Raw genomic sequence first — 26108 nt, 5'->3', positions numbered from 1 at the left:
CCTCTATCCGGGAAATCCGGATCCTCGTTAATTCCGTCAATCGAACTCTTCTCCGGCGCGGCCTAGACGGCCTCGGCACCGGAGATGATTTCGATAAGTTCTTTCGTAATGGCCGCCTGACGCGCCCGGTTGTAGTTCAGCGTCAGCTTGTCGATCATGTCGCCGGCGTTCCGCGTGGCATTGTCCATCGCAGTCATCCGGGCGCCATGCTCGCTCGCATTGTTCTCGAGCAGCGCGGTGAAGATCTGCGTCGCGACATTGCGCGGCAACAGCGCCGCCAAAATCGCTTCTTCGTCCGGCTCGTACTCGTAGAGCGCTCCGCTTTCACTGTCCGCGGCACCCTCTTCCGTTTCCGGAATGCTCGCCGGGACGATCTGCTGATCGGTGACGATCTGGGTCATCGCGGACTGGAAGCGGTTATAGATCACCGAGCAGATGTCGAACTCGCCGCCCTCGTACATCTTCAGGATGTGCGCGGCGATTTCGTCCGCCGACGAGAAGGCGACGCCCTTGCGGGTGACGTCCTGGACGGACTCGACGATCAGATCGCCGAATTCCCGCTTCAGGGCATCCCGGCCACGGCGGCCGACGCAATAGAGCTTGACCGTCTTGCCCTGGGTGCGAAGCGAAGTCACGCGGCGGCGGGCAGCACGAATAATCGAGCTGTTGAAGCCGCCGCAAAGGCCGCGATCCGCGGTGCAGACGACGAGAAGATAGGTGTCGTCCTTGCCGGTTCCGGACAGCAGCTTCGGGCCGCCGTTCTGGCTCGCGGCACCGGCAAGCGAGCCGATCATCCGGTTCATGCGATCGGCATAGGGACGGGACGCTTCCGCCTGTTCCTGCGCGCGGCGCAGCTTGGCGGCGGCGACCATCTTCATGGCCGACGTGATCTTCCGCGTCGACTTGACGCTGTTGATCCGGTTTTTTAGGTCCTTGAGGCTGGGCATGTCTGCTCCCCGGCTTCGTTAGATGCCAATCCTTACGCGAAGGTCTTGGCGAAGCCGTCGAGAAACGCCTTCAGCTTCTCTTCGATTTCCGCGGACAGAGCCTGCTCGGTGCGGATCGCATCGAGGATGTCCTGACCCTTGGCACGGATCTCGGAGAGATAGGCCTGCTCGAACCGGGTCACGTCGCCCAGCGGCAGATTGTCGAGGTAACCGCGCACGCCGGCGAAGATGACCGCAACCTGCTCCTCGACCTTGAGAGGCGAGTATTGCGGCTGCTTCAGCAGCTCGGTCAGGCGGGAACCGCGGGCCAGCAGCTTCTGGGTCACCGGATCGAGGTCGGACGCGAACTGGGCGAACGCGGCCATTTCACGATACTGGGCGAGTTCCAGCTTGATGGTACCGGCAACCTGCTTCATCGCCTTGATCTGAGCGGCGGAGCCGACACGGCTGACCGAAAGGCCGACGTTCACCGCCGGGCGGATGCCCTGGTAGAACAGCTCGGTCTCGAGGAAGATCTGACCGTCGGTAATCGAGATCACGTTGGTCGGAATATAGGCGGACACGTCACCGGCCTGGGTCTCGATGACCGGAAGGGCGGTGAGCGAGCCGGCGCCGTTGTCGTCGTTCAGCTTCGCCGCGCGCTCGAGCAGGCGGGAGTGAAGATAGAAGACGTCGCCCGGGAACGCTTCACGTCCCGGCGGACGGCGAAGCAGCAGGGACATCTGACGATAGGAGACGGCCTGCTTGGAGAGATCGTCATACACGATCACGGCATGCATGCCGTTGTCGCGGAAGAACTCGCCCATGGCGCAGCCGGTATAAGGCGCGATGTACTGCATCGGCGCGGATTCGGAGGCGGTCGCGGCGACGACGATGGAATATTCCATCGCGCCGTAATCCTCGAGCGTCTTCACGATCTGGGCGACAGTGGAGCGCTTCTGGCCAACCGCGACGTAGACGCAGAACAGCTTCTTGCTGTCGTCGTCGCCGGCGGCTTCGTTGACGGCCTTCTGGTTGATGAAGGTGTCGACGGCGATCGCGGTCTTTCCGGTCTGGCGGTCGCCGATGATCAGCTCGCGCTGGCCACGGCCGACCGGGATCAGGCTGTCGATGGCTTTCAGGCCGGTCTGCATCGGCTCGTGCACGGACTTGCGCGGCATGATGCCCGGTGCCTTCACTTCGACGCGCTTGCGCTCGACATTTTCCAGCGGACCCTTGCCGTCGATCGGATTGCCGAGACCGTCGACCACGCGGCCGAGCAGACCCTTGCCGACCGGCACGTCCACAATGGCGCCGGTCCGCTTGACGGTGTCGCCTTCCTTGATGCCGCGGTCTTCGCCGAAGATAACGATACCGACATTGTCGTCTTCGAGGTTCAGCGCCATGCCCCGGACGCCGCCCGGGAACTCGACCATTTCGCCGGCCTGCACCTGGTCCAGACCGTAGACACGGGCGATACCGTCACCGACGGAGAGAACCTGACCGACTTCGGCCACCTCTGCTTCGGTTCCGAAATTCGCGATCTGTTCCTTCAGGATCGAAGAAATCTCAGCGGCGCGGATATCCATCAGCCAACACCTTTCATGGCAAGTTGCAGTCGCTGCAGCTTGGAGCGGATTGAATTGTCGATCATGCGCGAACCGACGCGCACGATAAGCCCGCCGATCAGAGCCGGATCGACGGAGAGATTGACGGCGACCTTCTGACCGACCGCCTTCTTCAGCGCTTCGGTCACTTCATCGAGCTGCTCCTTGGAGAGTTCGACGGCGGAGGTCACATCGGCCGTGATCTCGCCGCGGCGCGCGGCGAGTTCTGCCAGAAATGCAGTGATCATCGAGTCCAGCGCGAAGAGTCGCCGGTTCGCCGCGACGGTACCCATGAATTTCAGGGTCAGCGCGTTGGCACCCATTTTTTCGAGAACAGCCGTGATACCGCGCGTCTGCTCATCCCGGGTCAGAACCGGGGAGCGGACCAGGCGCGAGAGTTCGGGGCTGTCGATCAGGGCCTGACGCAGGGACGCGAGGTCGCCCGCGACGGCATCCAGAGCCTTCTCGCCTTCCGCCAGCTCGTAGAGGGCGGAAGCATATCGTCCGGCCAAGCCTGTCGTTTCGGAAGCCACCAGAGAACGCCTCTTCTTCCTGAGATTTCACCGTGTTACGGGGCCCGTTGAGGAACCGTGCCGCTCTCGGCGAATATTGACCAAAAATTACCCTCGTCGACGGCAGTTTCCGCCGAGCGCGGCGGTTCTCTAGCATAGTGGTTCAGACCGTGCAAGCGGTCGCTTGCCGCTTCCCGCATGGTGCAGAGCCCCGTACCGGGCAACCCGGAACTCAGAGGAAACTATAGGGGTCGATATCAACCGTCAGACGTACCGATGAAGGTATGTCGATCCGGCCAAGCCAATCCCTGAGCACCGCCTGGATATTAATGTCGCGCCTGGTCTTGACCAGCAGCCGCCGGCGGTGTCGTCCGCGCAGCAGCGCCAGCGGAGCCGGGGCCGGCCCCAGTACCGCAACGCCATCGAAATCCGGCGCCGCACGGCCGATCCGGCTCGCCACCATATCGGCCAGATTCGGGTCGGCGGCACTGACGATCAGGCCCGCGAGCCGGCCGAAAGGCGGCATGCCCTGCCGCTCCCGGGCCGCCGCCTCCTCGGCAAGAAAGCCGTCCCGGTCCCAGTCGGCCAGTGCCCGCAGCACCGGGTTCTCCGGCTGGTGGGTCTGCAGCAGCACGCGGCCCGGATGCTCCGCCCGCCCCGCCCTGCCTGCGACCTGATGCAGCAGCTGGTAAGTCCGCTCAGCCGCGCGGAGATCGCCGCCGGCGAGCCCGAGATCGGCATCGACCACGCCGACCACGGTCAGTTTCGGGAAATGGTAGCCCTTGGCCACGATCTGCGTGCCGAGGATGATGTCGACCTCGCCGTCGCGGACGCTGCGCACGAACTCCGCCGCCGCCGCCGGCCCGTTCAACGTGTCGCTGGAAACGATCTGGAAGCGGGCCTCGGGAAAAAGCGCCGCAACCTCCTCCGCCATCCGTTCCACGCCAGGTCCGCTGGCGATGAAACTGTCCTCCTCGCCGCAGGCCGGACAGGCTTTCGGCAGACGCGCGCTGTAGCCGCAATGATGACACTGCAACTTGCCGAGCAGCCGATGCTCGACCAGCCAGGCCGAACAGCTCGGGCATTCGAGCCGGTGCCCGCAAGCACGGCAGAGGGTGAGCGGCGCATAGCCGCGCCGATTGAGGAAGACCAGCGACTGCTCCCCCGCCTCCAGCGCGCCCGTCATCGCATCGAGCAGCGGCCTGGCAAGCCAGCGGCCGCGTTCGGGTTGATGGCGGCGGAGATCCACCAGCTCCACCGACGGCAGGGTCGCGGCGCCATGTCGCGCGGTCAGGCGGAGATGGCGGTATCGGCCCTGCTCGGCATTGCGCATGCTCTCCAGCGCCGGCGTGGCAGAGACCAGCACCACCGGACAGGGCGTCAGGTTGGCCCGCACCACGGCCATGTCCCGGCCGTGATAAACCACGCCTTCCTCCTGCTTGTAGGCGGACTCGTGCTCCTCATCGACGACGATCAGGCCGAGATCGGGAAACGGCAGGAAGAGCGCCGAGCGGGCCCCGACCAGGACCTTCGCCTTGCCTTCGGCGACCGCCCGCCAGGTATGGCGACGGCGGCGCGGTTTCAGATCCGAATGCCATTCCGCCGGGCGCACGCCGAAACGGGCCTCGAAACGGTTCAGCCATTCCGCCGAGAGCGCAATCTCCGGCAGCAATACCAGCACCTGCTTGCCATGGCGTAGAGCCTCGGCAACCGCTTCGAAATAGACCTCGGTCTTGCCCGCCCCGGTCTCACCGTCAAGCAACATTGTGGAGAAGGACTCCGCGCGCACCGCCTCGGTCAAAATACCGGCCGCCTCTGCCTGCTCTTCCGAGAGCGGCGTCTCGCGCAGACGATCGGGATCCGGTTCGGGAAAGGGCGCGTCGGCGGGCAGCGCGACCGAGACCAGTCCGCCCCCGTCCGCGAGCCCCTTGACGACGGAGGTACCGGTGCCGGTCTCGTCCGCGATCTCCCGCGCCGTCCGCGGCGGGCCGTCTTCCAGCAAGTCCAGCACCCGGCGGCGCGCCGGGGTGATCCTCAGACCGAGTGCCTCAACCGCATCCGCTCCGCCCGGAAGGGCGGTATAGGCGATCACCGGTTTCGCCGGCTCGAACGCGTCAGGCACGCTAATCGCCATACGCAGCACCGCGCCCTGCGCCGACAGAGTATAGGAAGCCACCCAGTCCACCAGCCTGATGACGGGCTCCGGAAGAGCCGGGACCGGCAGCCGGCGGATCACCGGCTTCAGCCTGGAACGATCCACCTGGCCGCTCTCCGGCGCCTCCGGAACCTCCACGTTCCAGACCACGCCGGTCGTGCGCCGGTTGCCCAGCGGTACCTCGACGATGCTGCCGAGCACGAGGTCGGACCCGGCGTCCGCCAGATAGTCGTAGGGACCCGCGAGCGGCAGCGGGATCAGCACCTGGATGCGGCGGAGATCGTCTTCGAAGAGGTCGGACATGGGGCGGAGTGTGGCGGGCCGGACGGCGCTCTGCAACGGCGCCGCGCGCCGCCTTGCGCCGCGCCCGTCCGCTCAGGCGGAAAACAGGGTCTCAAGCCAGACCGAGACAGCGCCGATTGCCGCCGCGTTCGGCTGCCGGGCATGCGACAGCAGCCAGATTTCGCGCTCCGGCAAAGCCTCCTCCCAGGCACGCTCCACGGCGCGGAGTCGTGCATCGCCTTCAGCGACCTGAACGGGGAGAATCGAGCGTCCCGTACCCGAGGCGACCGCTTCCTGCGCGGTCTCGGCGTCACCGACATGCAGCCCGGCAGCCGCTTCGCCAGGACGCCGCGCCTGCCGCGCGAGCCAGCGGGCGTGGGGCAGGTGCGCCATCGCCTCTTCATACAGGACCCAACCCTCGGAATGAGTTCCGGACCGCCTTTCATAAACCTTGTAGGACAACGTTCCGATTCGCCTGGCCTTGACCTCGCTGCCGCCGGTGACCGGCCGGGCGAGGCGCAGGGCGAGATCGGCTTCGCGCCGGGTCAGGCTGAGGTCGCGATTCTCCGGCACGAGTTCGAGCGCGAGATCGGGATGGGCCGCGAGAAGCGGACCGGCGGCGGGCGCCAGCAGCCGGTTCACCAGCACCGGAACCGCCGTCAGCCTTACGGTTCCGGCGACGGCACCGTGCCTTTCGCCGAGCAGAGCGGCGGCGGCCTCCGACTCCGCCTCCATGCGCTGCGCCCGCACCGCCAGTTCCTCGCCGAGCGCGGTCAAAGAGAGACGCCGCCCGGGGCCGCGCACCAGCAGGTCCATCCCCGCCGCCTCCTGCAACCGGGCGAGACGGCGCGACACCGTCGTCTGATCGACGCCGAGCAGACGCGCCGCACCGGCAATCGACCCGCTTCGCCGCACCGCTGCCAGAACCTGCAACTCGTACCAATCCAATATCTGCACTTTTGCAGAATAAACCGTCAAACTTCCTAGTTCAATTCGCAAACATGCCGGAACAGGATCGCCTTCCCCGATCGCCTGCAAAAAGGAGCACAGCATGAAGTTCGCCATATTGTTCGAAGACAACCCGTCCGCCGATCCCGACATCCGCACGAAACACATGCCGGCCCATCTCGCCTTTCTGGAAACGCATCGCGACCGGATCGAAGCGGCCGGGCCGCTCCCCCGGTTCGGCGCAGGCTCCGGCGGACTCTGGATCGTGGAGGCACCGGATGCCGCCGCCGCCGAAGCGCTCGTCCATGCCGACCCGTTCTGGCCGACCGGGCTCAGAAAGTCCGTCCAGGTGCTTGCATGGAAGCAGGTCTTCGCCGGCGGCCGGCGCCTGATCTGACGCGGCGATACCGCCCGCGCCTGTTTCCCAGCGGCAATGCGAAAAGCTTCCGACCGTCGCTTGGCGTCTCTGGCACAGCACCTTTGTATGCGCTAGACTCGCCTCGTCGATTCGGTCATACGGAGCCCGGATTCACCACCTGCCGAGGAAACAGGACGACATGAAATTCTTCATCGACACCGCCGATGTCGCAGAGATCAAGGATCTGGCCGCGACGGGTCTCGTTGACGGGGTCACCACCAACCCTTCCCTGATCGCGAAATCCGGCCGCCCGATCCTCGAGGTCATCAAGGAGATCTGCGACATCGTCGAGGGTCCGGTCAGCGCCGAAGTGACGGCGACCGATTACGAGACGATGCTGAAAGAGGGTCTGTTCCTCTCCAAGCTTGCCGACAATATCGCGGTGAAGGTGCCGCTGACGGTCGACGGCCTGAAGACCTGCAAGGCACTCAGCGACGACGGCATTCCGGTCAACGTGACGCTCTGCTTCTCCGCCGGCCAGGCCCTGCTCGCCGCCAAGGCGGGCGCCGCCTTCATCTCGCCCTTCGTCGGCCGGCTCGACGATATCGGCACCCCCGGCATGGAGCTGATCGCCGAGATCGCCGAGATCTACGCCAATTACGATTTCGACACAGAGATCCTGGTAGCTTCCGTGCGCGGCCCGCAGCACGTGATCGAGGCCGCCAAGATCGGCGCCGACGTCGCCACAGTGCCGCCGGGCGTGCTGCGCAGCCTCTATAACCACCCGCTCACCGACAAGGGCCTCGACGCCTTCCTGAAGGACTGGGCGAAGACGGGGCAGAGCATCCTCTGAGCAGGAAGGACGGGCCAATGACAGGCAAGGGATCCGCGGCGGAGCCGGGCAAGAGCGTGAAGCAGGCAGCGAACCAGCCGGCCTCTCCTCTCACGGCAGAACAGGTCGCGGACTACCTGACGGCCCATCCGGATTTCCTCGTCAGCCATCCGGAACTGATGGACATCCTGACCCCGCCGAGCCGGACCAGCGGCGAGGCGGTGGTCGACATGCAGCATTTCATGCTGGAGCGGCTGCGCTCGGAAAACCAGCGCCTCAAGGATTCCCATGCCGGTCTGATCGCCACCGCGCGCGGCAACCAGACGACGCAGAACCGGATCCATGCGGCGATTCTCCGGATCGTCGCCGCCACCTCCTTCGACAACCTGATCCAGACCGTCACCATAGACCTGCCGGTCATGCTCGGCATCGACGTGGTGACGATCTGCATCGAAGCGGGCGACGTGCCGATCCCGAAGGCCTATGCCTCCGGCGTACGCTCAATCCCGGCCGGAACCATCGACCGCAAGATCGGCACCGGCAAGGACGTGCTGCTGGCGGCCAATGTGGAAGGCGACGAGGAGATCTTCGGCTCGGCCGCGGGTCTCGTCTCCTCCATGGCGCTCGCCCGTATCCAGGTCAGCCCGCACTCGCCGATGGGTCTGATGGCGTTCGGCACGCGGGACAGCGAGGCCTATCACCACGGCCAGGCGACCGAGCTCCTCAGCTTCCTCGCCCGCACCACGGAACTGACCATCCGGCAATGGCTGAACCTGCCGGGCTAGCGGCCGCCGACCGCCCCAGCACATTGACGGGCGCGGTACGCGCCTGGAGAGACTGGCTGGCAAGCGAGAAACGCGCCTCCGCCCATACCATCGATGCCTACGAGCGCGATCTGGAAGTCTTTCTGGACTTCCTGCAGGGCCATCTCGGCGAAGTGCCGGAGATCGCCGATCTCGCCGCGCTGAAACCCGCGGACTTCCGGGCCTGGCTGGCGCGCCGCGCCGGCGGCGGCTATGCCAAGACCTCGACGGCCCGGGCACTCTCCGTGGTCCGCGGCTTTTTCCGCTTTCTCGAACGCCGGGAGGTGCTCTCCAACGCCGCGATCTTCGCGATTCGCGGACCGCGCATTCCCGCCTCGGTCCCGAAGGCGCTCACCGTCGGGGAAGCCGCCGACACACTCCAGTCGGTCGGCGAGCTCGCCTCGGAGCCCTGGATCGCGGCACGCGACGTCGCCCTGGTCTCGCTGCTCTATGGCGCAGGGTTGCGCATTGGCGAGGCGCTCTCGCTCAATTGCGGGGACGTGCCGAAAGGCGACACGCTCTCCGTCACCGGCAAGGGCAACAAGCAGCGCATCGTACCGATCCTGCCCGCCGTCCGCTCCGCCATCGAGGATTACCTCGCCCGCTGCCCGTACAAGGGCGGGCCGGATGACCCGCTCTTTCTCGGCGCGCGCGGCAAACGCCTGCAGGCCGGCGTCGCCCAGCGCACCATGCGCCACGCCCGCGGCTGGCTCGCCCTCCCCGAAAGCGCGACCCCGCACGCCCTCAGGCACTCCTTCGCGACGCACCTGCTGGCGGGAGGCGGCGACCTAAGGGCGATCCAGGAACTGCTCGGACATGCCTCGCTGGCGACCACCCAGCGCTATACCAGCGTCGATGCGGAGCGGCTGATGGACGTCCACCGCCGGGCCCATCCGCGAGACCGCTAGCGCGCCGTCAGTTCCGCACCAGGACGAGCTTTCTGTCCTCTTCCCAGTCCGGCACCCAGAAATAGCGGTGCACGTCGCACATGCCGTCATCGATCTTGATGGCGAGCGGACAGGCGCCTTCGATACCGGTGAAGACTCGCGCCTCACGGGGAGTGAAGCGTTCGAGGCTCAGCACGGGCGGCGGATCGCCGTCGCCGCAAAGACCGTCCTGATGGCGGTCGTCGAAAAAGGCGAGCATGGCCTCGGAGACCAGATCGCCATTCTCCCGCGCGGTCACCACGAGGAAGAAATTGACCCCCTCGGGATTGTCCAGATCGACATAGCCCGCGATCCGGTCCTGATACCCGTCGCAGGTGACGTCGCCGACCACGGTCTGCCAATCGTAGTGAAAGACATGCTGGCCGCCCTGAAAGCGCATTTCGGCATTCAGTTCCCCTTCCGTGACATCCTGCGCCAGTACACCGGAGACGGAGAAGATGGCCGCTGCCGCCGCGAGACAGAGCATTCGTATCGTTTGACCCATTTCACTCCTCTTGCGCGCGTTCGGCTGCTCCGACATGCTCTTTCCAGTCAATCCCATCGCGGCCGCCGTCAGCATCGTACGGTTCGGCCGCCACATTAACGAACCGGTCCGAACAGGGAAGAGCCGATGGCGGAAATCGCGCATAAGGGCTACGCGCCCACCATCTGGGAAAGCCTCGCCGGCGCGCCGCATCCGTCCCTGAGCTTCCAGGGCTCTTTCTGGCATTCCGTCGCTCCGGCCGGCCCCGCGCAAATGCGCCTGGAGGGCGAGGACCGGACGGAGATCGCCATTGTCGGCGGCGGCTTCCTTGGGCTCTCCACCGCACTGCATCTGGCCGAGGCGGGCCACAAGGTGACGCTGCTGGAAGCGGACGAGGCCGGTTTCGGCGCGTCGGGCCGCAATACAGGATTTGTTGTGCCCAACCTTCTGACCGGGCTCGACCCACGCTATGCGAAGGCCAAGTTCGGTGACGAAAAAGGCGATCTGCTGGTCCGCATGCTCGGCGAGGGCGGCGAGCTGGTGTTCGACCTGATCCGGCGCCACGGAATCGACTGCTGGGGCAAGCAGACCGGCTGGATGCAGCCGATCCATGCCGCCAACAAGGTCGAATGGCTGAAGGATCGGGTGAAGCAGTGGCAGGATCTCGGCCGCCCCGTGAAGCTGCTCTCCCGCGAGGAGGCGATCGCGGAGACCGGCTCGGAGGCCTATCACGGCGCCTTCCTAGATCCGACCGGCGGGCATCTGAACCCGCTCGCCTTCGTGCGCGGCCTCGCCGGCGCAGCGGTCAAGGCGGGCGTCACGCTCTATAGCGACAGCCGGGCGAACGGGATCGAGAGAAAGGGCGCCGAATGGCATCTCTCGACCGATCGCGGTACCCTCGTCGCCGACCGCGTGCTGCTGACCACCAACAGCACCGGCGGAGGGCTCGCGCCGAAAGCGGAGGGCACCCAGTTCCCGATCACCCTCTTCCAGGTCGCGACCCAGCAGCTCGACCCGGAGCTCCGGAAAAGCGTGCTGCCAAACGACCGCTGCTCTGCCGATACCCGCAAGGACCTGATCGCCTACCGCTGGACCGACGACAACCGGATCGTCACCGGCGGCCTGCTCGCCAATCCGCTCGGCTCCGTCGAGCGGGGGCGCACGCACCATCTCGGCCGCCTGCAGGCCCTGCTGCCGCAACTGCCGGAGCTCCATGCCGAATTCGCCTGGCAGGGCCGGCTCGCCGCCGCGCGCGACTACATGCCCCGGCTGATGCGGCTCGGCGACGGCGCGTTCTCCGCCATCGCCTGCAACGGCCGCGGCATCGCCATGACCACGGCGCTCGGCCGCAAGCTCGCACTCTGGCTCGACGGCGGCTCGAACGAGGAACTGCCGCTACCGGTCACCGACCCGGACCCGGTGCTCCTGCCGAAGCTGGCGCCACTCGCCTTCTCGGTGTGGCTGCCCTTCAGCCGGCGCCAGGATGCGAAGGATTTGAGGGGTTCTGCGAACTAACGGTCGTCATTCCCGCGCACGCGGGGACCCAGGGATCATAGAGCCGAGTCCGTCTTCCCTGGGTCCCCATTTGCATGGGGATGACGACCGTTTGTGAGTGAATGGGCAAACAAAAACCGCGGCCAAACGGCCGCGGTTCCGCTTCGGTTCCGAAAAGATCTATCGGATCACATATGGATCGCGGCCTTGTTCACCGCGAGGCCCGCTTCCTTGACCGCTTCGGCCAGGGTCGGGTGGCCGTGGCAGATCCGGCCGATATCCTCGGCCGAGCCGCCGAAGGCCATCACGGCGGCGACCTCGTGGATCAGGTTGCCGGCTTCCGGGCCCATGATGTGGGCGCCGAGCACCGCGTCGGTCTTCTTGTCGGCGAGGATCTTCACGAAGCCCTCGGTCATGCCGACGGACTTGGCGCGCGGATTGGCGCTGAACGGGAAGGACCCGGCCTTGTATTCGACGCCCGCCTCCTTCAGCTGCTCCTCGGTCTTGCCGATGCTCGCGACTTCCGGCCAAGTGTAGACGATGCCCGGAACGAGATTATAGTCCACATGGCCGGACTGGCCCGCCATGGTCTCGACTGCGGCGACGCCGTCTTCCTCGGCCTTGTGCGCCAGCATCGGGCCCTTGATGACGTCGCCGATGGCGAAGATGCCCTCGACATTGGTCTCGAAGTCCGCGTCGACATCGATGAAGCCGCGCTCGTCCATTTTCACGCCGACTTTGTCGAGGCCGAGGCCTTCGGTGAAGGGCCGTCGGCCGATGGCGACCAGCACCACGTCGGCATTAATGGTCTCGGCATCGCCGCCCTTGGCCGGCTCGGCGGTCAGGCTGACGCCGGTCTTGGTCTTCTTCGAGGCCGTCACCTTGGTGCCGAGCTTGAACTCGATACCCTGCTTCTGCAGCACGCGCTGGAACTTCTTGGCGATCTCGCCATCCATGCCCGGCACGATCCGGTCGAGGAACTCGACCACCGTGACCTTGGCGCCGAGGCGGGACCAGACGGAAGCCATCTCGAGCCCGATGACGCCGCCGCCGATCACCACGAGATGACCCGGGACCTTGGCGATCTCGAGGGCGCCGGTAGAGGTGACGACCTTTTTCTCGTCGATCTCGAGGCCCGGCAAAGGGGTCGGCTCGGAGCCGGTGGCGACCAGAATACGCTCGGTCTTGAGCAATTCCTTCTTGCCCTTGGCCGGCGTGACCTCGACCTCGGTCGCGGATTTCACCACCGCGGTACCAGTCTTCCAGTCGATCTTGTTCTTCTTGAAGAGGAAGGCGACGCCGCCGGTCAGCCCTTCGACCACGCTCGCCTTGTTCGCCATCATCTGCTTCAGGTTCAGCTTCACGGAGCCGACATCGACGCCGATCTCCTTCAGGTGATCCTGGGTCTCGGCGAATTTCTCCGAGGAGGAGAGCAATGCCTTCGAGGGGATGCAGCCGACATTGAGGCAGGTGCCCCCGAGGGTCGCGCGCTTCTCGACGCACGCCACTTTCATGCCCAGTTGCGCGGCGCGGATCGCGGCCACATAGCCGCCGGGGCCCGCACCGATGACGACGAGATCGTAGCTGTCAGCCATGATGAATTGCTTTCTTGTCAGCGCGTTCGTGAAAAGACGCGCGCGGGTCGGACCCGCGCGCGAACCGGATTACATGTCGATCAGCAGACGGCGCGGATCTTCCAGCGCGTCCTTGACGCGGACCAGGAAGGTCACCGCCTCGCGGCCGTCGATGATGCGGTGATCGTAGCTCAGCGCCAGATACATCATCGGCCGGACCTCGACCTTGCCGTTCACGACCATCGGCCGCTCCTGGATCTTGTGCATGCCGAGGATGCCGGACTGCGGAGGATTCAGGATCGGGGTCGACATCAGCGAGCCGTAGACGCCGCCATTGGTGATGGTGAAGGTGCCGCCCGTCATGTCCTGCATGGTGAGCTTGCCGTCGCGGGCCTTACGGCCGAGATCGCCGATACCCTTCTCGACGCCGGCGAAGTTCAGCTTGTCCGCATCGCGCAGCACCGGAACGACCAGGCCCTGCGGCGTGCCGACCGCGACGCCGATATCGTAGTAGTTCTTGTAGATCAGCTCGTCGCCGTAGATCTCCGCGTTCACCGCCGGGAGTTCCTGCAGGGCGGCGATACAGGCCTTCACGAAGAAGGACATGAAGCCGAGCTTCACGCCGTGCTTCTTCTCGAAGCCGTCCTTGTAGAGATTGCGCAGCGCCATGACCTCGGTCATGTCCACCTCGTTGAAGGTGGTGAGCATGGCCGCGGTGTTCTGCGCGTCCTTCAGACGCTTTGCGATGGACTGGCGCAGGCGCGTCATCCGCACCCGCTCCTCGCGCGGATCCTCGGCGCGCGGCGGCAGCGGACCCGCGGCAGCCGGCGCCGCGCCGGCCGGGGCCGACGGGGTCGCCTTGGCGGTGCCGGCCTCGATCGCCGCCAGCACGTCGCCCTTCACCAGACGGCCGTCCTTGCCGGTCGGCTTGATCTTGGCGGGATCGAGATTGTTGTCCTCGACCAGCTTGCGCACGGCCGGCGACAGGGTCTTCACCTCGTAGGCGCCAGCGGCGGCAGCGGGCGCGGCAGGAGCTGCTTTCGGCGCTTCCTTGGCAGGCGCCGGAGCTGGTTCTTCCTTCTTGGCCTCGGCCGGCTTGGCGGCGGGCTCCGCCTTCTTCGCCGGGGCGGCGCCTTCGGCGATCACGCCGAGCAGCGCGTCGACACCGACGGTCGCATCCACATCGGCAACGATTTCCTGAAGGGTTCCCGCGGCGGGAGCGGGCACCTCAAGGGTCACCTTGTCGGTTTCCAGCTCGACCAGGGGCTCGTCGGCCGCGACCGCGTCCCCGACGGCTTTCATCCAGCGCGCCACCGTTGCCTCGGACACCGATTCGCCCAGAACCGGGACCTTGATTTCCGTCGCCATATCTCCGTCCATTCCCTTTAAATGCGCCATGACCGGCGCGTCATGTGAATTGCCGCCGGGGATGGGCCGGCGGCAATGTCTCTATTTCCGGTTATTCGGCCGCGAAGCGGCTCCCCTTGCTCATCTCCTCGCCGACCGCGAGAGCGTCCGCCACCAGGGCCTCCTGTTCGCGGACATGACGGCCGTGGTTGCCGGTCGCGGGCGAGGCAGCCTCCGCGCGGCCCGCATAAAGCGGGCGCTTGCAGACGCCGTCCAGTTCAAGCAGCACGCTCTCGATCCTCCGATCGACGAAGGACCAGGCACCCATGTTCCAGGGCTCTTCCTGGCACCAGACCACCTCGGCCTGCGGGAACCGGGAAAGCTCCTGCATCAGGGCCTTGCGCGGGAAAGGATAGAGCTGTTCCAGACGCAGGAAGAAGACGTCGGTCTGGCCGCGCCGGGCGCGCTCCTCGTAGAGGTCGTAATAGACCTTGCCGGAGCAGATCACGACGCGTTTGACGTCCTTATCGTCGCACAGCACTTCGTTGTCGTACATGACCCGGTGGAAGGTGGTGCCTTCCGACATCTCGTCGAGGGTCGAGACGCAAAGCTTGTGACGCAGCAGCGATTTCGGCGACATCACGATGAGCGGCTTGCGGAAATCGCGGCACTGCTGGCGGCGCAGGGCGTGGAAATAATTTGCCGGTGTGGTGATGTTCACCACCTGCATATTGTCCTCGCCGCAGAGCTGCAGATAGCGCTCGAGACGGGCGGAGGAATGCTCCGGACCCTGGCCTTCGTAGCCGTGCGGCAGCAGCATCACCAGACCGGACATGCGAAGCCACTTGTGCTCGCCGGAGCTGATGAATTGATCGACCACCACCTGGGCGCCATTGGCGAAGTCGCCGAACTGGGCTTCCCAGAGGGTGAGCGTGTTCGGTTCGGCCTGGCTGAAGCCGTATTCGAAGCCAAGCACCGAGGCCTCGGACAGCGGGCTGTCGATAACCTCGTAATGTTCCTGCTCCTCCGCAATATGATTGAGCGGGATGTGACGCTCTTCGGACTTCTGGTCGATCCAGACCGAATGGCGCTGGGAGAAGGTTCCGCGGCCGGAATCCTGGCCGCTGAGCCGGACCCCGTCGCCCTGCACCAGCAGGGTGCCGAAAGCGAGGCTTTCGGCATTGGCCCAGTCGATGCCCTCTCCGGTCTCGATGGCCTTGCGGCGCTGGTCGATGACGCGCTTCAGCTTGCGGTTCACGTTCACGCCGTCCGGAACCTCGGTCAGCTTCATGCCGACCTCGCGCAGCGTCTCCTTGGAGACCGCGGTCTCGCCCCGGCGCGCATCGCCGTGCGCCTTGGTGAAGCCGGACCATTTGCCTTCGAGCCAGTCGGCCTTGTTCGGCTTGTAGTTCAGGCCGGCCTCGAATTCCGTGTCGAGGTAGCTGTTCGCGTCCTCGACCATCTTGTCCGCCTCGCCGGCCTTGATGACGCCCTCGCGCTCCAGCTGCTCGGCGTAGATCTGCCGGGTCGTCTTCTGGGTCGCGATCTTCGAGTACATGAGGGGTTGGGTGAACATCGGCTCATCCCCCTCATTGTGGCCGAAACGGCGGTAGCAGAAGATGTCGATGACCACGTCGACGCCGAATTCCTGACGGAATTCAGTTGCGATGCGGGCGACATGCACCACGGCTTCCGGATCGTCCCCGTTCACGTGGAAGATCGGTGCCGCCACCATTTTCGCGACATCCGTCGGATAGGGCGAGGAGCGCGAGAAGGCCGGTGCCGTGGTGAATCCGATCTGGTTGTTGACGATGATGTGCATCGTCCCGCCGGTCTTGTAGCCGCGCAGATCGGAGAAGGCGAAGGTCTCCGCCACCACGCCCTGGCCGGCGAAGGCGGCGTCGCCGTGCAGCAGGATGCCGAGCACCTTGCGGCGCTCCGGATCCTTGCGCTGGGCCTGCTTGGCGCGCACGCGGCCGATCACCACCGGGTTGACGATTTCGAGGTGCGACGGGTTCGCGTTCAGGGTCAGGTGGACCTGCTTGTCGTCGAACTCGCGGTCCGCCGAGACGCCCATATGGTATTTCACGTCGCCCGAGCCGCCGGCATCTTCCGGGTTGGCCGGATTGCCGAGGAACTCGGAGATGATGGCCCGGAACGGCTTGCTCATGAAATTGCAGAGCACGTTCAGGCGGCCGCGGTGCGGCATGCCGATCACGACCTCTTCGAGGCCGAGCTGGCTGCCCCGCTTCAGGATCTGCTCCATTGCCGGGATCAGGCTTTCGCCGCCGTCGAGGCCGAAGCGCTTCGTGCCGACATATTTGCGGCCGAGGAACTGCTCGAAGGTCTCGGCTGCCGTCAGCCGCTCGAGGATGGTGTGCTTGCCGCGCTCGGTGAACTCGGTGCGGTTGCGGATCTGCTCGATCCGCTCCTGGATCCAGAGCTTCTGGGCCGGATCCTGCATATGCATGAACTCGACGCCGATCGAACCGCAATAGGTCCGTTCCAGCAGATCCATGATCTGGCGCAGGGTCGCGGTCTCGAGACCGAGCACGTGGTTGATGAAGATCGGGCGATCCCAGTCCTCATCGGTGAAACCGTATTCGGCGGGGTCGAGTTCCGGATGCGGGGTCGGCGGCTCGAGACCCAGCGGGTCGAGCTTCGCTTTCAGGTGGCCACGGATCCGGTAGGCCCGGATCAACATGATCGCCCGAAGCGAGTCCATGGTGGCCTGACGTACATCGGCGCCGTCCGACGGCGCCGCACCCTTGGCCTTTTTCACCTCTCCGACCGGCCCGCTGCCGTCGGCGGATTCTCCTTCGCCGCCGATGACCCGGTTGCCCCGGTCCGCCCAGCTCGGCCCGTGCACGTCGCCTTTAACGAAGCCGACTTCGTCGTGCAGCGTCGCGAAATAGTCGCGCCAGCTTTCGTCTACCTGGGAAGGATCTTGAAGAAAACGCTCGTAGAGCTCGCCGATAAAAGGTGCGTTCGCACCCGAGAGAAAGGATTGATCGCTCACTGCCGTAGCCATTTTGGAACCTGCCCCTTTGCAAAGTGGCTGTTCGGTTCTGTCTGATCCGGCTCCGCGCGCCCCTCGCGCAGGGCCTCGTTACCGTTGCGACAGACCGCCGCACCGGTAACCATGTTCTTATACTACTTAAGAATTTACGAACTTGAAGCCGTTCTGCATGGCTGATGGCAAAAAATCGCAATGGTGAGTCCGGGCGGCGGGAAAAATCCGCCGCCCGAACCGTCGATTTTAGCCCTTGATGGCTTTCACCATAGTGGTGCCGAGGGATGCCGGGCTGTCCGCCACGAGGATTCCCGCGGAACGCATGGCGTCCATCTTGGAGTTCGCGTCGCCCTTGCCGCCGGAGATGATCGCACCGGCATGGCCCATGCGACGGCCCGGAGGGGCGGTGACGCCGGCGATGAAGCCGCACATCGGCTTCTTCACCTTGTTTTGCTTGAGGAATTCGGCCGCGTCCTCTTCCGCCGAGCCGCCGATCTCACCGATCATGATGATCGCTTCGGTCTCCGGGTCGCCGAGGAACAGGTCCAGCGCATCAATGAAGTTGGTGCCATTCACCGGATCGCCGCCGATGCCGATGCAGGTCGACTGGCCGAGGCCGGCCGCCGTGGTCTGGGCCACCGCCTCATAGGTCAGCGTACCGGAGCGGGAAACGATCCCGACCTTGCCGCGGCGATGGATATGACCCGGCATGATACCGATCTTGCAGGCGTCCGGGGTGATCACACCCGGGCAGTTCGGGCCGATCAGGCGCGTCTTGGAGTTCCCAAGGGCCCGCTTGACCTTCACCATGTCCAGCACCGGAATGCCTTCGGTGATGCAGACCACCAGCGGGATCTCCGCATCGATCGCTTCCAGGATCGAGTCCGCGGCGAACGGCGGCGGAACATAGATCACGGAGGCGTCGCAACCAGTGCGTTCGCGGGCTTCGTGCACGGTATTGAAGACCGGCAGACCAAGATGGGTCTGGCCGCCTTTGCCCGGAGTCACGCCGCCGACCATCTTTGTGCCGTAGGCGATCGCCTGCTCGGAGTGGAACGTGCCCTGGCTTCCGGTGAAGCCCTGGCAGATGACTTTGGTATTCTCGTCAACCAGAACGGCCATCAGGCTGCCTCCTTCACCGCTTTGACAATTTTCTCCGCCGCGTCCGCGAGATTGTCCGCAGAGGTGATGGGCAGGCCCGAATCGGCAAGGATCTGCTTGCCGAGATCGACGTTGGTGCCTTCGAGGCGCACGACCAGCGGCACGTGCAGGCTGACTTCCTTGGCCGCTGCGACCACGCCTTCGGCAATGACGTCGCAACGCATGATGCCGCCGAAGATGTTGACCAGAATGCCTTCGACGTTCGGATCGGAAAGGATGATCTTGAAGGCGGCGGTGACCCGCTCCTTCGTCGCAGATCCCCCGACATCGAGGAAGTTCGCCGGCTCGGAGCCGTAGAGCTTGATGATGTCCATGGTGGCCATGGCGAGACCCGCACCGTTGACCATGCAACCGATCGAGCCGTCGAGCTTCACGTAGTTCAGCTCGTACTTGCCGGCTTCGAGCTCGGCCGGATCCTCTTCGGTCTCGTCCCGCAGCTCGGCCACGTCCTTGTGGCGGAACAGCGCGTTGTCGTCGAAGCCCATCTTGGCATCGAGCGCGATCACGTCGCCGGCGCCGGTAACCACCAGCGGGTTCACTTCAACCATGGCGGCGTCGAGATCGGTGAACGCCTTGTACATGGCCATCAGGAACTTGACCGCCGACTTCACCTGGTCGCCCTCGAGACCGAGCGCGAAGGCGATGCGGCGGGCATGGAAGCCCTGCATGCCGGTGACCGGGTCGATCGCGATGGTGATGATCTTTTCCGGGGTCGCCTCGGCGACTTCCTCGATCTCCATGCCGCCCTCGGTCGAGGCCATCACGGTGACACGGCTGGTATCGCGGTCGACCAGAAGGCTAAGGTAAAGCTCGCGCTTGATATCGCAGCCTTCCTCGATATAGACGCGGCTGACTTCCTTGCCTTCCGCACCGGTCTGCTTGGTGACGAGGACAGACCCGATCATCTCGCCGGCATTCGACTTCACCTCGTCGACCGACTTGACCACGCGGACACCGCCGGCGCCGTTCTCATTTCCCTTGAAACGGCCGGCACCGCGTCCGCCCGCATGGATCTGAGACTTCACGACCCAAACCGGACCGCCAAGGTCATTGGCGACCTTCTCGGCCTCCTCAGGGGTGTAGGCAACGCCGCCCCGCGGCACCGCCACACCGAATTTGGCCAGCAGCTGCTTAGCCTGATACTCGTGGATGTTCATGGCTCTCCCATTTCCCTTGCCCCGGGTCTGGCGCAGCAGGCGCCGAACTCGTTGCGGCAGCCGGCCCGAAAGGCCGGCTCAATCCCCCACTCGCGGGAAGCGGCCCGGTGCCGCAGCCGCACTGTAGCACCGAACCCCAAGATCACAAATGGTGGTATACCGTATACCACCGGCGCTCTCTTAGATACCGAGCTTCGCCGCGACTTCGTTCAGGCTCTTCACCGCGTTGACCGAGTGGTCGAACATGGCTTTCTCGTCGGCGTTCATCTCGATCTCGACGATTCGCTCGACGCCGTTCGCTCCGATCACGCACGGCACGCCGACATAGAGACCGTCGAGGCCGTATTCGCCGGAGCACTGGGCCGCGCAGGGCAGGACCCGCTTCTTGTCCTTGAGGTAGGAGTCGGCCATCTGGATGGCGGACGAGGCCGGCGCGTAGAAGGCGGAGCCGGTCTTCAGCAGGCCGACGATCTCGGCACCGCCGTCACGGGTGCGCTGCACGATCTGATCCACCTTTTCCTGCGTGGTCCAACCCATCTTCACCAGATCCGGAACCGGGATGCCGGCGACGGTGGAATAGCGGGTCAGCGGGACCATGGTGTCGCCGTGGCCGCCGAGCACGAAGGCCGTCACGTCCTCGACGGAGACCTTGAATTCCTCGGCGAGGAAGTAACGGAAGCGGGCGCTGTCGAGCACACCGGCCATGCCGACGACCTTGTTGGCCGGCAGGCCGCTCAGCTTCTGCAGGATGCCGACCATGACGTCGAGCGGGTTGGTGATGCAGATGACGAACGCGTCAGGGCAGTTCGCCTTGATGCCGTCGGCAACCGCCTGCATGACCTTGGTGTTGGTTTCGATCAGGTCATCGCGGCTCATACCCGGCTTGCGCGGGATGCCGGCGGTGACGATGACGACGTCGGAGCCCTTGAGCGCACTGTAGTCGTTCGCGCCGAGCATGTTGGCATCGAAGCCTTCGACCGGGGAGGCTTCGGCGATATCCAGAGACTTGCCCTGGGGGATGCCCTCCACGATATCGAACAGCACTACGTCGCCGAGTTCCTTGAGACCGGCGAGCAGCGCCAGCGTGCCGCCGATATTGCCTGCGCCGACAAGCGCGATCTTGTTGCGAGCCATCTTGTTCCCCACTCCTCTGGTTCGGGACAGATCCGCCGCGCCGACAAGGCTCCGGCCTCCTCCTAGGCGGCGGAAAACCGAGGCGCGGTGTAGCGCGTTTCCCGACCCCCCGCAAGGCCTCAGCCGGGCCGTGCGGACTTCGGAGCCGGTATTCAGAAATTCGGGGCGCCGCTTTCGACTTTCAGGAGATGATCGAGGCCCGGAAAAAGATCGGACTGCACGAAGTCCACACGCTGCTGGATTCCCACATTCGGCTTCGCGAAACGGGAGCGCCATTCATAGACCTTTACGGTCAGACCGCAGAGCACCTCAGCGAGGCTCGATTGGTGCGCGAGAATGAGATCGCGGCTGGTTCTGAATTCATTCAGCGTGAGCTTCTCCCAGTCGAACGCCGCCGTGCCGTCGAACCTCCGGAAGCGTTCGGTCACGCTCTTCATGATCAGGTCGATGGCGCCGGATACTTGTTTCAGGCGTTTCATCGCCGGGTCGCCCTGGCGGAACGAGCCGCGCTCGCCAGCCTCCTCGATCCAGCCGTGCAGCTCCTTGACGCGCGGGATGATGAGATTGAGATAGCTGCGGTAATATCCAAGCGACAGGAAAGCGTCGCCGTAATCCTCCAGCAACTCCGGAAGCCCGTCGAGATCCGTTTCGAGAACGGCCGAGAGCTGAGCGAGGTTCTTTCGCGCCTTGTCCTTGTCCGCCATCTGCATGATGTCGCGCAGGTTGCGCGGATCCGTGATGTCCAGATTTTCGTCGCCAAAGACATGGTGGACCAGCGGACGGGTCAGGTTCCGCATATGCCCCGCCAGTTCCCGCTTCTTCTCGTCGGAAAGAGAGAGGACCTCGGTTGCGTCGACATCGATCCCGCTCGACCGTACGGCGCGGCGCAGGGAATAGCAGTCGAAGGCCGGCAGCTGGCCGACTTTCTTCAGCATCGGGACATCGTGCCGGGTCAAATCCTGGCCCGGATCGACGTAGTGCGGCAGTTCGTCAATGTCGAATTGCCCGCTGCCGGTGCCGGTGCCCCGGAAAGCCTCTACCCGGGTTTCCAATCGGACGTTCTTGATCAGACGGAGCCTGAAGAGACCCTTGCTGCGGACCGGCAGGGCGGCGCAGGCGAAGGTGTTGATGGAATCGCGGTCTTCCCGGTCGATCGTTTTGCGGGTCGTGGCGCTCTGAAGGAGCGTTTCAGACATCGATCCCCACAGCGCAGCGCCTCCGCCCGTCAGGCAAAGGTCGCCGCTTTCCGCTCGATTCCCGCAAGATGGTCAAGCCCCGAGCGAAGATCTGTCATCGCAAACTCGACCCGCCGCTCCAGGCTTCCGCCTCCACCGGGAAACTGGCTTTCCCATTCGTAGATTTTCACCAGCAGGCCGCAGAGCACGGCTGCAAGCGTCGCCTGATGATCCGAGATCAGCGTGCGAACCTGATTGAAGGTGCCGATCGTTACTCGCTCCCAGCGGATCTGGGTTCTGTTCTCGAAATTCTCGAAACGCAGCTTCAACGATTGGGAAAGCACGCCGAGGATACGTACCGTCTTGCGCAAGGCGGGCCCGGTGACCGGATCGTTACCGATATGGGACGCGCGGCTCGCCTCGTCGATCCAGTCCTGAAGCGCGGCGATCCGCGGCCCGAGATCGATCAGATGCTGCTTGTAGAAACCGAGCGAGAGAAAAATGTCGCCGTAATCCTCCAACAAGTCCGGCAACAGGTCCGTACTTGTCTTCAAGGATGCGGCGAGGCGTTCCAGCCGCATCCGGACCGCAATTCCTTCCGCATTTCCAATCACCTCGCGGATCGCTTCTGGATTGTTCAGCTCGACCTCGTTAGCACCGAAAACATACTGGACCAGCGGTCGGGTGAGATTGCGCATGTGCGGGCGCAGCTCGCGCTTCTTCGCATCGCTCAGGGAAAACGGCGACAGGTCGTTCATCTCAATCCCCGCAGCGCGCAGTCCACGCCGCAGCGAGTAAGGATCGAAACTGTCCATCTGGCCGATCTGTTCCAGCATCGGAATATCGTGCTCGGTCAGATCGTCCGTACCGCCGATGAAACCCGGCAGCTCCTCGATGGCGACCTGTCCGCTGCCCATGCCGGCCTCACGGTACAATTCAATGCGCGTTTCCATGCGGACATTCTTGATCAGCCGGAGCTTCATTGCTGCATGGCTTCGCAGAGGCAGGATGCTGCAATCGAGCGTATGGAGGGAATCCTTATCTCCGTCCGGCACCAATGCGTCGCGCCCGGCGGAATAATCGATAGCGTAAGCGATATCACCTCTCCCGTGGGTCTGGAAACGAACCTAAGCTTTCTGCCCACAGAGCGGAGTATCACGCTCTATCTTAAGTTACTCTTAAGATTGCGATTTAAATTTATGCTGATTTTTATGTATCTGGATAGATCGTTGCGCCAAATGCTATTCTCAAGCTCAGCGCCGCCTGGATTCAAAGTAATCTGAAGATTGCATTTCCATCAGACGTGATATCGTCCGGTCAAATTCAAAGCCCCAATCCTCACCGTCATAGAGCTCTTCCGGGCTCGCGGCGGCGGAGGCGATCAGGCGTACGCCCTGGTCGTAGAGCGCGTCGATGAGGGTCATGAAGCGCCGCGCCTGATCCCGGTTCGAAGCTCCAAGCACGGGGATGTCCGAAAGGATCACGGTATGGAATCGTTCCGCTACCGCAAGGAAATCGGCGGCGGCGAGCGGGGTGTCGCAAAGATCGCGGAACCCGAAGCGGGCAACACCCGCGGCGGCGGCCGGCACCGGTATCTCGCGTCCCTTGAGCTTGATCGCATCCGGCTCGGGCGTGGCGGCATCGGTCAGATCGGCAAAGGCCTCGTCGAGCTCCCGGTCCGCCTCGACCCCGCTCGGCACGTGATAGACGGTCTTCCCGCGGAGCCTTCCGAGCCGATAGTCCTCACCGTCATCGAGCCTGAAAATCTCGTGCCGGGCCTTCAGAATTCCGATGAACGGCAGAAACAAGTCGCGCTGCAGACCGTCCTTGTAAAGATCGTCCGGCGCCCGATTAGAGGTCGCGACGACGACGACGCCAAGCTCGAACATGGCATAGAACAGGCGCGATACGATCATCGCATCGGCAATATCGCGCACCTCGAACTCGTCGAAACAGAGCAGCCAGGCACTGTCGGCAAGTTTCTGCGCCGTCGGGCGGATCGGCTCCGCCGTCTTGGTTACCTTGTTCTCCTGGCGCCATTGGTGGATCAGCTCATGCGCCTCGCGCATGAATTCGTGGAAATGCACCCGGCGCTTGCACTCGACCTGAGCGCCGTCGAAGAAAAGGTCCATGAGCATGGACTTACCGCGTCCGACGGAACCGTAGATGTAGAGCCCCTTCGGCGGGTTGGTCGGCCGCCGGCGCGCAAAGCCGAGTTTGGCGGTCCATCCGGTCTTGGCCTGCGGCGGCCGGTAATCGATGAGCTGATCGTGCAGCCATTGCAGCTTCGCGGCGGCCGCCTCCTGCGCCGGATCCTTCGCGATGGAGCCGTCGGCGACCAAGGCTTCGTAGCGGGCCAGGGGCCCATCGTGTTTCACAATGCTTTCTCCTGCCGGACAGGCCGGACGGCCCGCTCCCCCAGCGCCAAGAACTCGCGCTTTTGCGCGCCGAGGTCAAGCAGGCGGCGGAGCGGATATGACATCATCGCCCGCCCGAGACCTCGAGGATAGACCCTGCGCAATAGCCGGCCGCATCGCTCAGAAGCCAGACAATGGCCTCAGCCACCTCTTCCGGCGCAGCCGCCCGGCCGATCGGCGTCGTCGGGCCGAGACGGGCCGCGCGGTCCGGCGCGCCGGCGCTGGCATGAATGTCGGTGTCGATCATGCCGGGCGCGACCGCGTTGACCCGGACCCCGTCGGCGATCGCCTCGCGGGCGAATCCGATTGTGAAGGAATCCACCGCCCCCTTGGAGGCGGCGTAATGAGTGAATTCGTTCGGCGCGCCCAGCCGGGCGGCAATGGAGGAAAGATTGACGATCGCCCCGCCGTCTCGGCCGTCGGCGACCGACATCCGCCGTGCCGCCTCCCGGCAGCAGAGGATGAGACCGACCACGTTCAGGTTCATCACCTCTGCGATCGCTTCGGCGCTCATGTCCCGGACCTTTGAGATCCTGCCCGTGATCCCGGCATTGTTCACGAGTCCGCGCACCGGCCCGAGCGCGGCCTCCGCCGCGTCGAACAGGCCGACGATATCGGCCTCCCTACTGGTATCGCCCTGAATCACCACCGCACGCCGGCCCTCGGCCTCGACCTTGCCGGCAACAGCGCGGGCCGCGCTCTCGTTGCCGACGTAATTGACCGCGATGTCCCAGCCGTCGCGCGCCGCGCGGACGGCCGTCGCCGCCCCGATGCCACGGCTCGCACCGGTGACGATGCAAAGTCCCTTGCTCATCGATCTCCCCCCTCAGGCTTTTATTGGGGGAGATCTTAGCGCGCTTCAGTCGTCGGAGCGAACTTCGGCGGCGAAACGTACGGAAGCGCGCAACTCGGCCCTCTGCGCCACGCTGTCCCCGGCCATTGCGCCGTCGGCGGCAAGTTTCGGGGCCGACTCCACCCGCATCATCTGCGCCGGCATCGGCCGCGGAACCCCGCTGGTCTGGAAATTGATGGTCGCCACACGATATCCGCGGTCGGGGTAAACGGCCTTGAGCCGCTCCAGCTCCTCGGCGGCGCTTCTGTAGATTTCCGCCCGGAGATCGGCCATCGCGGCCTCGCGCTCGGCCAGGGTCGGCGTGAAGTCGATCCCCAGAACGGCATAGCTTCGACCGGCCTCGCCGAGACCCTTCACGGTGCCGCCGAGACCGCCGAGTTCGGTACTCGGCAGGCGCGCCTCGGCGACGATCCGCCAACGCTCGAAACCGGCTTCGTCGCGCAACCGGTTATAGCCGGTAAGCCGCCAGGCCGCCTTGCCGGAGATTTTCGCCAGATCGTCCTTTACGGCCTGCCGGGCCGCACCGAACCCGCCGGCCTTCACCGCGAGGTCGGCGGCGACGGTCACGGTCGCGGAGTCGGTTTCGACCCACTTCTCCAAACTGAGATCAAGGGTCACGATATCGTCGCGCACCGTGTCGGCATGGACCACCTGCGGCGCTGCGAGCAACATCAGAACGGCAAGCGCGAGGGAGAGACAGTCTCGGATCATGGATCGGACTCCGAAAAACATGGAACCGGCGCAGCATCGCCGCGAATTGCGTCGGTAAAATGACGTCTGCGGGCGATTTGTTCCATCCTTTTGCCTGCTTTCACGGACTCGCGACTGGCTCCGCCTCCGGAAACGCGATAAGGTATCCTTGCAACTGACCGTGGAGGTTCAGAGATGCGTAAGATGATTGGTTTGCTGATGCTCGTGGCTGCCGTGGTCGCCTTTACGGCTCCCGCCGC

Annotated in this window: 22 protein-coding genes; 5 read left to right on the top strand and 17 right to left on the bottom strand. The window is 64.7% G+C overall.

Annotated features, from left to right (window positions below):
* Positions 1–62: 62 nt before the first annotated feature.
* The 5 genes from NUH88_RS11660 to NUH88_RS11640 form a co-directional block, all read right to left on the bottom strand.
* Positions 63–947, bottom strand: coding sequence for a F0F1 ATP synthase subunit gamma (locus NUH88_RS11660; RefSeq protein WP_257766584.1), 885 nt, complete (start codon positions 945–947; stop codon positions 63–65).
* A gap of 32 nt (positions 948–979) precedes the next feature.
* Positions 980–2515 carry a F0F1 ATP synthase subunit alpha gene (atpA, locus tag NUH88_RS11655; protein ID WP_257766583.1) on the bottom strand — a complete coding sequence of 512 codons (1536 nt, stop codon included), beginning with the start codon at positions 2513–2515 and terminating at the stop codon, positions 980–982.
* Entirely contained in the window at positions 2515–3066 is a 552-nt protein-coding gene (locus NUH88_RS11650; RefSeq protein ID WP_257766582.1) for a F0F1 ATP synthase subunit delta, read from the bottom strand. Before NUH88_RS11650 ends, atpA begins: the two co-directional genes overlap by 1 nt.
* A gap of 211 nt (positions 3067–3277) precedes the next feature.
* Positions 3278–5503 carry a primosomal protein N' gene (locus tag NUH88_RS11645; RefSeq protein ID WP_257766581.1) on the bottom strand — a complete coding sequence of 742 codons (2226 nt, stop codon included), beginning with the start codon at positions 5501–5503 and terminating at the stop codon, positions 3278–3280.
* Between the two features lie 72 nt (positions 5504–5575).
* The gene (locus NUH88_RS11640; protein ID WP_257766580.1) at positions 5576–6439 is read right to left on the bottom strand and encodes a LysR family transcriptional regulator; all 864 of its coding nucleotides are present in this window, start codon (positions 6437–6439) and stop codon (positions 5576–5578) included.
* 94 nt (positions 6440–6533) lie between these two features.
* Here NUH88_RS11640 and NUH88_RS11635 point away from each other — a divergent pair, with 94 nt between their 5' ends.
* The 4 genes from NUH88_RS11635 (at position 6534) to NUH88_RS11620 (ending at position 9331) form a co-directional block, all read left to right on the top strand.
* Positions 6534–6827, top strand: coding sequence for a YciI family protein (locus tag NUH88_RS11635; RefSeq protein WP_257766579.1), 294 nt, complete (start codon positions 6534–6536; stop codon positions 6825–6827).
* Positions 6828–6987: 160 nt separating this feature from the next.
* Complete coding sequence (gene fsa / locus NUH88_RS11630) at positions 6988–7641, top strand: fructose-6-phosphate aldolase (protein ID WP_257766578.1); 654 nt, start codon at positions 6988–6990, stop codon at positions 7639–7641.
* Positions 7642–7658: 17 nt separating this feature from the next.
* A complete protein-coding gene (locus tag NUH88_RS11625) occupies positions 7659–8405 on the top strand; it encodes a DUF484 family protein (RefSeq protein WP_257766577.1) in 747 nt (248 codons plus the stop codon).
* The gene (locus NUH88_RS11620; protein ID WP_257766576.1) at positions 8384–9331 is read left to right on the top strand and encodes a tyrosine recombinase XerC; all 948 of its coding nucleotides are present in this window, start codon (positions 8384–8386) and stop codon (positions 9329–9331) included. Before NUH88_RS11625 ends, NUH88_RS11620 begins: the two co-directional genes overlap by 22 nt.
* A gap of 7 nt (positions 9332–9338) precedes the next feature.
* On the opposite strand, the gene NUH88_RS11615 is transcribed toward NUH88_RS11620, so the two are convergent.
* Positions 9339–9854, bottom strand: a complete 516-nt coding sequence (locus tag NUH88_RS11615; RefSeq protein ID WP_257766575.1) for a hypothetical protein — start codon at positions 9852–9854, stop codon at positions 9339–9341.
* Between the two features lie 126 nt (positions 9855–9980).
* Here NUH88_RS11615 and NUH88_RS11610 point away from each other — a divergent pair, with 126 nt between their 5' ends.
* Positions 9981–11348, top strand: a complete 1368-nt coding sequence (locus NUH88_RS11610) for an NAD(P)/FAD-dependent oxidoreductase (RefSeq protein WP_257766574.1) — start codon at positions 9981–9983, stop codon at positions 11346–11348.
* 167 nt (positions 11349–11515) lie between these two features.
* On the opposite strand, the gene lpdA is transcribed toward NUH88_RS11610, so the two are convergent.
* From lpdA to NUH88_RS11555, 11 genes are all read right to left on the bottom strand, one after another.
* Positions 11516–12922 carry a dihydrolipoyl dehydrogenase gene (gene lpdA, locus NUH88_RS11605; RefSeq protein WP_257766573.1) on the bottom strand — a complete coding sequence of 469 codons (1407 nt, stop codon included), beginning with the start codon at positions 12920–12922 and terminating at the stop codon, positions 11516–11518.
* A 69-nt stretch (positions 12923–12991) separates the two neighbouring features.
* On the bottom strand, positions 12992–14269 hold the full coding sequence (odhB, locus tag NUH88_RS11600) for a 2-oxoglutarate dehydrogenase complex dihydrolipoyllysine-residue succinyltransferase (protein ID WP_257766572.1): 1278 nt from the start codon (positions 14267–14269) through the stop codon (positions 12992–12994).
* 91 nt (positions 14270–14360) lie between these two features.
* On the bottom strand, positions 14361–17279 hold the full coding sequence (locus NUH88_RS11595) for a 2-oxoglutarate dehydrogenase E1 component (RefSeq protein ID WP_257766571.1): 2919 nt from the start codon (positions 17277–17279) through the stop codon (positions 14361–14363).
* 228 nt (positions 17280–17507) lie between these two features.
* Positions 17508–18383, bottom strand: coding sequence for a succinate--CoA ligase subunit alpha (gene sucD, locus NUH88_RS11590; protein WP_257766570.1), 876 nt, complete (start codon positions 18381–18383; stop codon positions 17508–17510).
* Positions 18383–19579, bottom strand: coding sequence for an ADP-forming succinate--CoA ligase subunit beta (sucC, locus tag NUH88_RS11585; RefSeq protein WP_257766569.1), 1197 nt, complete (start codon positions 19577–19579; stop codon positions 18383–18385). The genes sucD and sucC overlap by 1 nt, the downstream gene beginning before the upstream one ends.
* 180 nt (positions 19580–19759) lie before the next feature.
* Complete coding sequence (gene mdh, locus NUH88_RS11580) at positions 19760–20713, bottom strand: malate dehydrogenase (protein WP_257766568.1); 954 nt, start codon at positions 20711–20713, stop codon at positions 19760–19762.
* A gap of 152 nt (positions 20714–20865) precedes the next feature.
* Positions 20866–21909 carry a hypothetical protein gene (locus tag NUH88_RS11575; protein ID WP_257766567.1) on the bottom strand — a complete coding sequence of 348 codons (1044 nt, stop codon included), beginning with the start codon at positions 21907–21909 and terminating at the stop codon, positions 20866–20868.
* Positions 21910–21938: 29 nt separating this feature from the next.
* Complete coding sequence (locus tag NUH88_RS11570; protein ID WP_257766566.1) at positions 21939–22943, bottom strand: hypothetical protein; 1005 nt, start codon at positions 22941–22943, stop codon at positions 21939–21941.
* A gap of 198 nt (positions 22944–23141) precedes the next feature.
* Positions 23142–24266 carry a cell division protein ZapE gene (zapE, locus tag NUH88_RS11565; protein WP_257766565.1) on the bottom strand — a complete coding sequence of 375 codons (1125 nt, stop codon included), beginning with the start codon at positions 24264–24266 and terminating at the stop codon, positions 23142–23144.
* Between the two features lie 103 nt (positions 24267–24369).
* The gene (locus tag NUH88_RS11560) at positions 24370–25119 is read right to left on the bottom strand and encodes an SDR family oxidoreductase (RefSeq protein WP_257766564.1); all 750 of its coding nucleotides are present in this window, start codon (positions 25117–25119) and stop codon (positions 24370–24372) included.
* 45 nt (positions 25120–25164) lie between these two features.
* Positions 25165–25869 (bottom strand): SIMPL domain-containing protein, encoded by a 705-nt coding sequence (locus tag NUH88_RS11555; protein WP_257766563.1) that lies wholly within the window; start codon positions 25867–25869, stop codon positions 25165–25167.
* Between the last annotated feature and the right edge of the window lie 239 nt (positions 25870–26108).

Source organism: Nisaea acidiphila, from assembly GCF_024662015.1.
GTDB classification, from domain to species: Bacteria; Pseudomonadota; Alphaproteobacteria; order Thalassobaculales; family Thalassobaculaceae; genus Nisaea; species Nisaea acidiphila.
Note: the sequence above shows the minus strand (reverse complement) of the source record. Positions and strands in the feature narration are given on the sequence as shown.

Excerpts from the sequence above, each read along its gene's own strand:
- sucD (WP_257766570.1), bottom strand. The coding sequence starts at position 18,383 with ATGGCCGTTCTGGTTGACGAGAATACCAAAGTCATCTGCCAGGGCTTC.
- NUH88_RS11595 (WP_257766571.1), bottom strand. The coding sequence starts at position 17,279 with ATGGCTACGGCAGTGAGCGATCAATCCTTTCTCTCGGGTGCGAACGCA.
- fsa (WP_257766578.1), top strand. The coding sequence starts at position 6,988 with ATGAAATTCTTCATCGACACCGCCGATGTCGCAGAGATCAAGGATCTG.
- NUH88_RS11660 (WP_257766584.1), bottom strand. The coding sequence starts at position 947 with ATGCCCAGCCTCAAGGACCTAAAAAACCGGATCAACAGCGTCAAGTCG.
- atpA (WP_257766583.1), bottom strand. The coding sequence starts at position 2,515 with ATGGATATCCGCGCCGCTGAGATTTCTTCGATCCTGAAGGAACAGATC.
- NUH88_RS11620 (WP_257766576.1), top strand. The coding sequence starts at position 8,384 with ATGGCTGAACCTGCCGGGCTAGCGGCCGCCGACCGCCCCAGCACATTG.
- sucC (WP_257766569.1), bottom strand. The coding sequence starts at position 19,579 with ATGAACATCCACGAGTATCAGGCTAAGCAGCTGCTGGCCAAATTCGGT.
- NUH88_RS11645 (WP_257766581.1), bottom strand. The coding sequence starts at position 5,503 with ATGTCCGACCTCTTCGAAGACGATCTCCGCCGCATCCAGGTGCTGATC.
- NUH88_RS11635 (WP_257766579.1), top strand. The coding sequence starts at position 6,534 with ATGAAGTTCGCCATATTGTTCGAAGACAACCCGTCCGCCGATCCCGAC.
- NUH88_RS11555 (WP_257766563.1), bottom strand. The coding sequence starts at position 25,869 with ATGATCCGAGACTGTCTCTCCCTCGCGCTTGCCGTTCTGATGTTGCTC.
- NUH88_RS11610 (WP_257766574.1), top strand. The coding sequence starts at position 9,981 with ATGGCGGAAATCGCGCATAAGGGCTACGCGCCCACCATCTGGGAAAGC.
- mdh (WP_257766568.1), bottom strand. The coding sequence starts at position 20,713 with ATGGCTCGCAACAAGATCGCGCTTGTCGGCGCAGGCAATATCGGCGGC.
- NUH88_RS11575 (WP_257766567.1), bottom strand. The coding sequence starts at position 21,909 with ATGTCTGAAACGCTCCTTCAGAGCGCCACGACCCGCAAAACGATCGAC.
- NUH88_RS11625 (WP_257766577.1), top strand. The coding sequence starts at position 7,659 with ATGACAGGCAAGGGATCCGCGGCGGAGCCGGGCAAGAGCGTGAAGCAG.
- NUH88_RS11560 (WP_257766564.1), bottom strand. The coding sequence starts at position 25,119 with ATGAGCAAGGGACTTTGCATCGTCACCGGTGCGAGCCGTGGCATCGGG.
- NUH88_RS11615 (WP_257766575.1), bottom strand. The coding sequence starts at position 9,854 with ATGGGTCAAACGATACGAATGCTCTGTCTCGCGGCGGCAGCGGCCATC.
- lpdA (WP_257766573.1), bottom strand. The coding sequence starts at position 12,922 with ATGGCTGACAGCTACGATCTCGTCGTCATCGGTGCGGGCCCCGGCGGC.
- odhB (WP_257766572.1), bottom strand. The coding sequence starts at position 14,269 with ATGGCGACGGAAATCAAGGTCCCGGTTCTGGGCGAATCGGTGTCCGAG.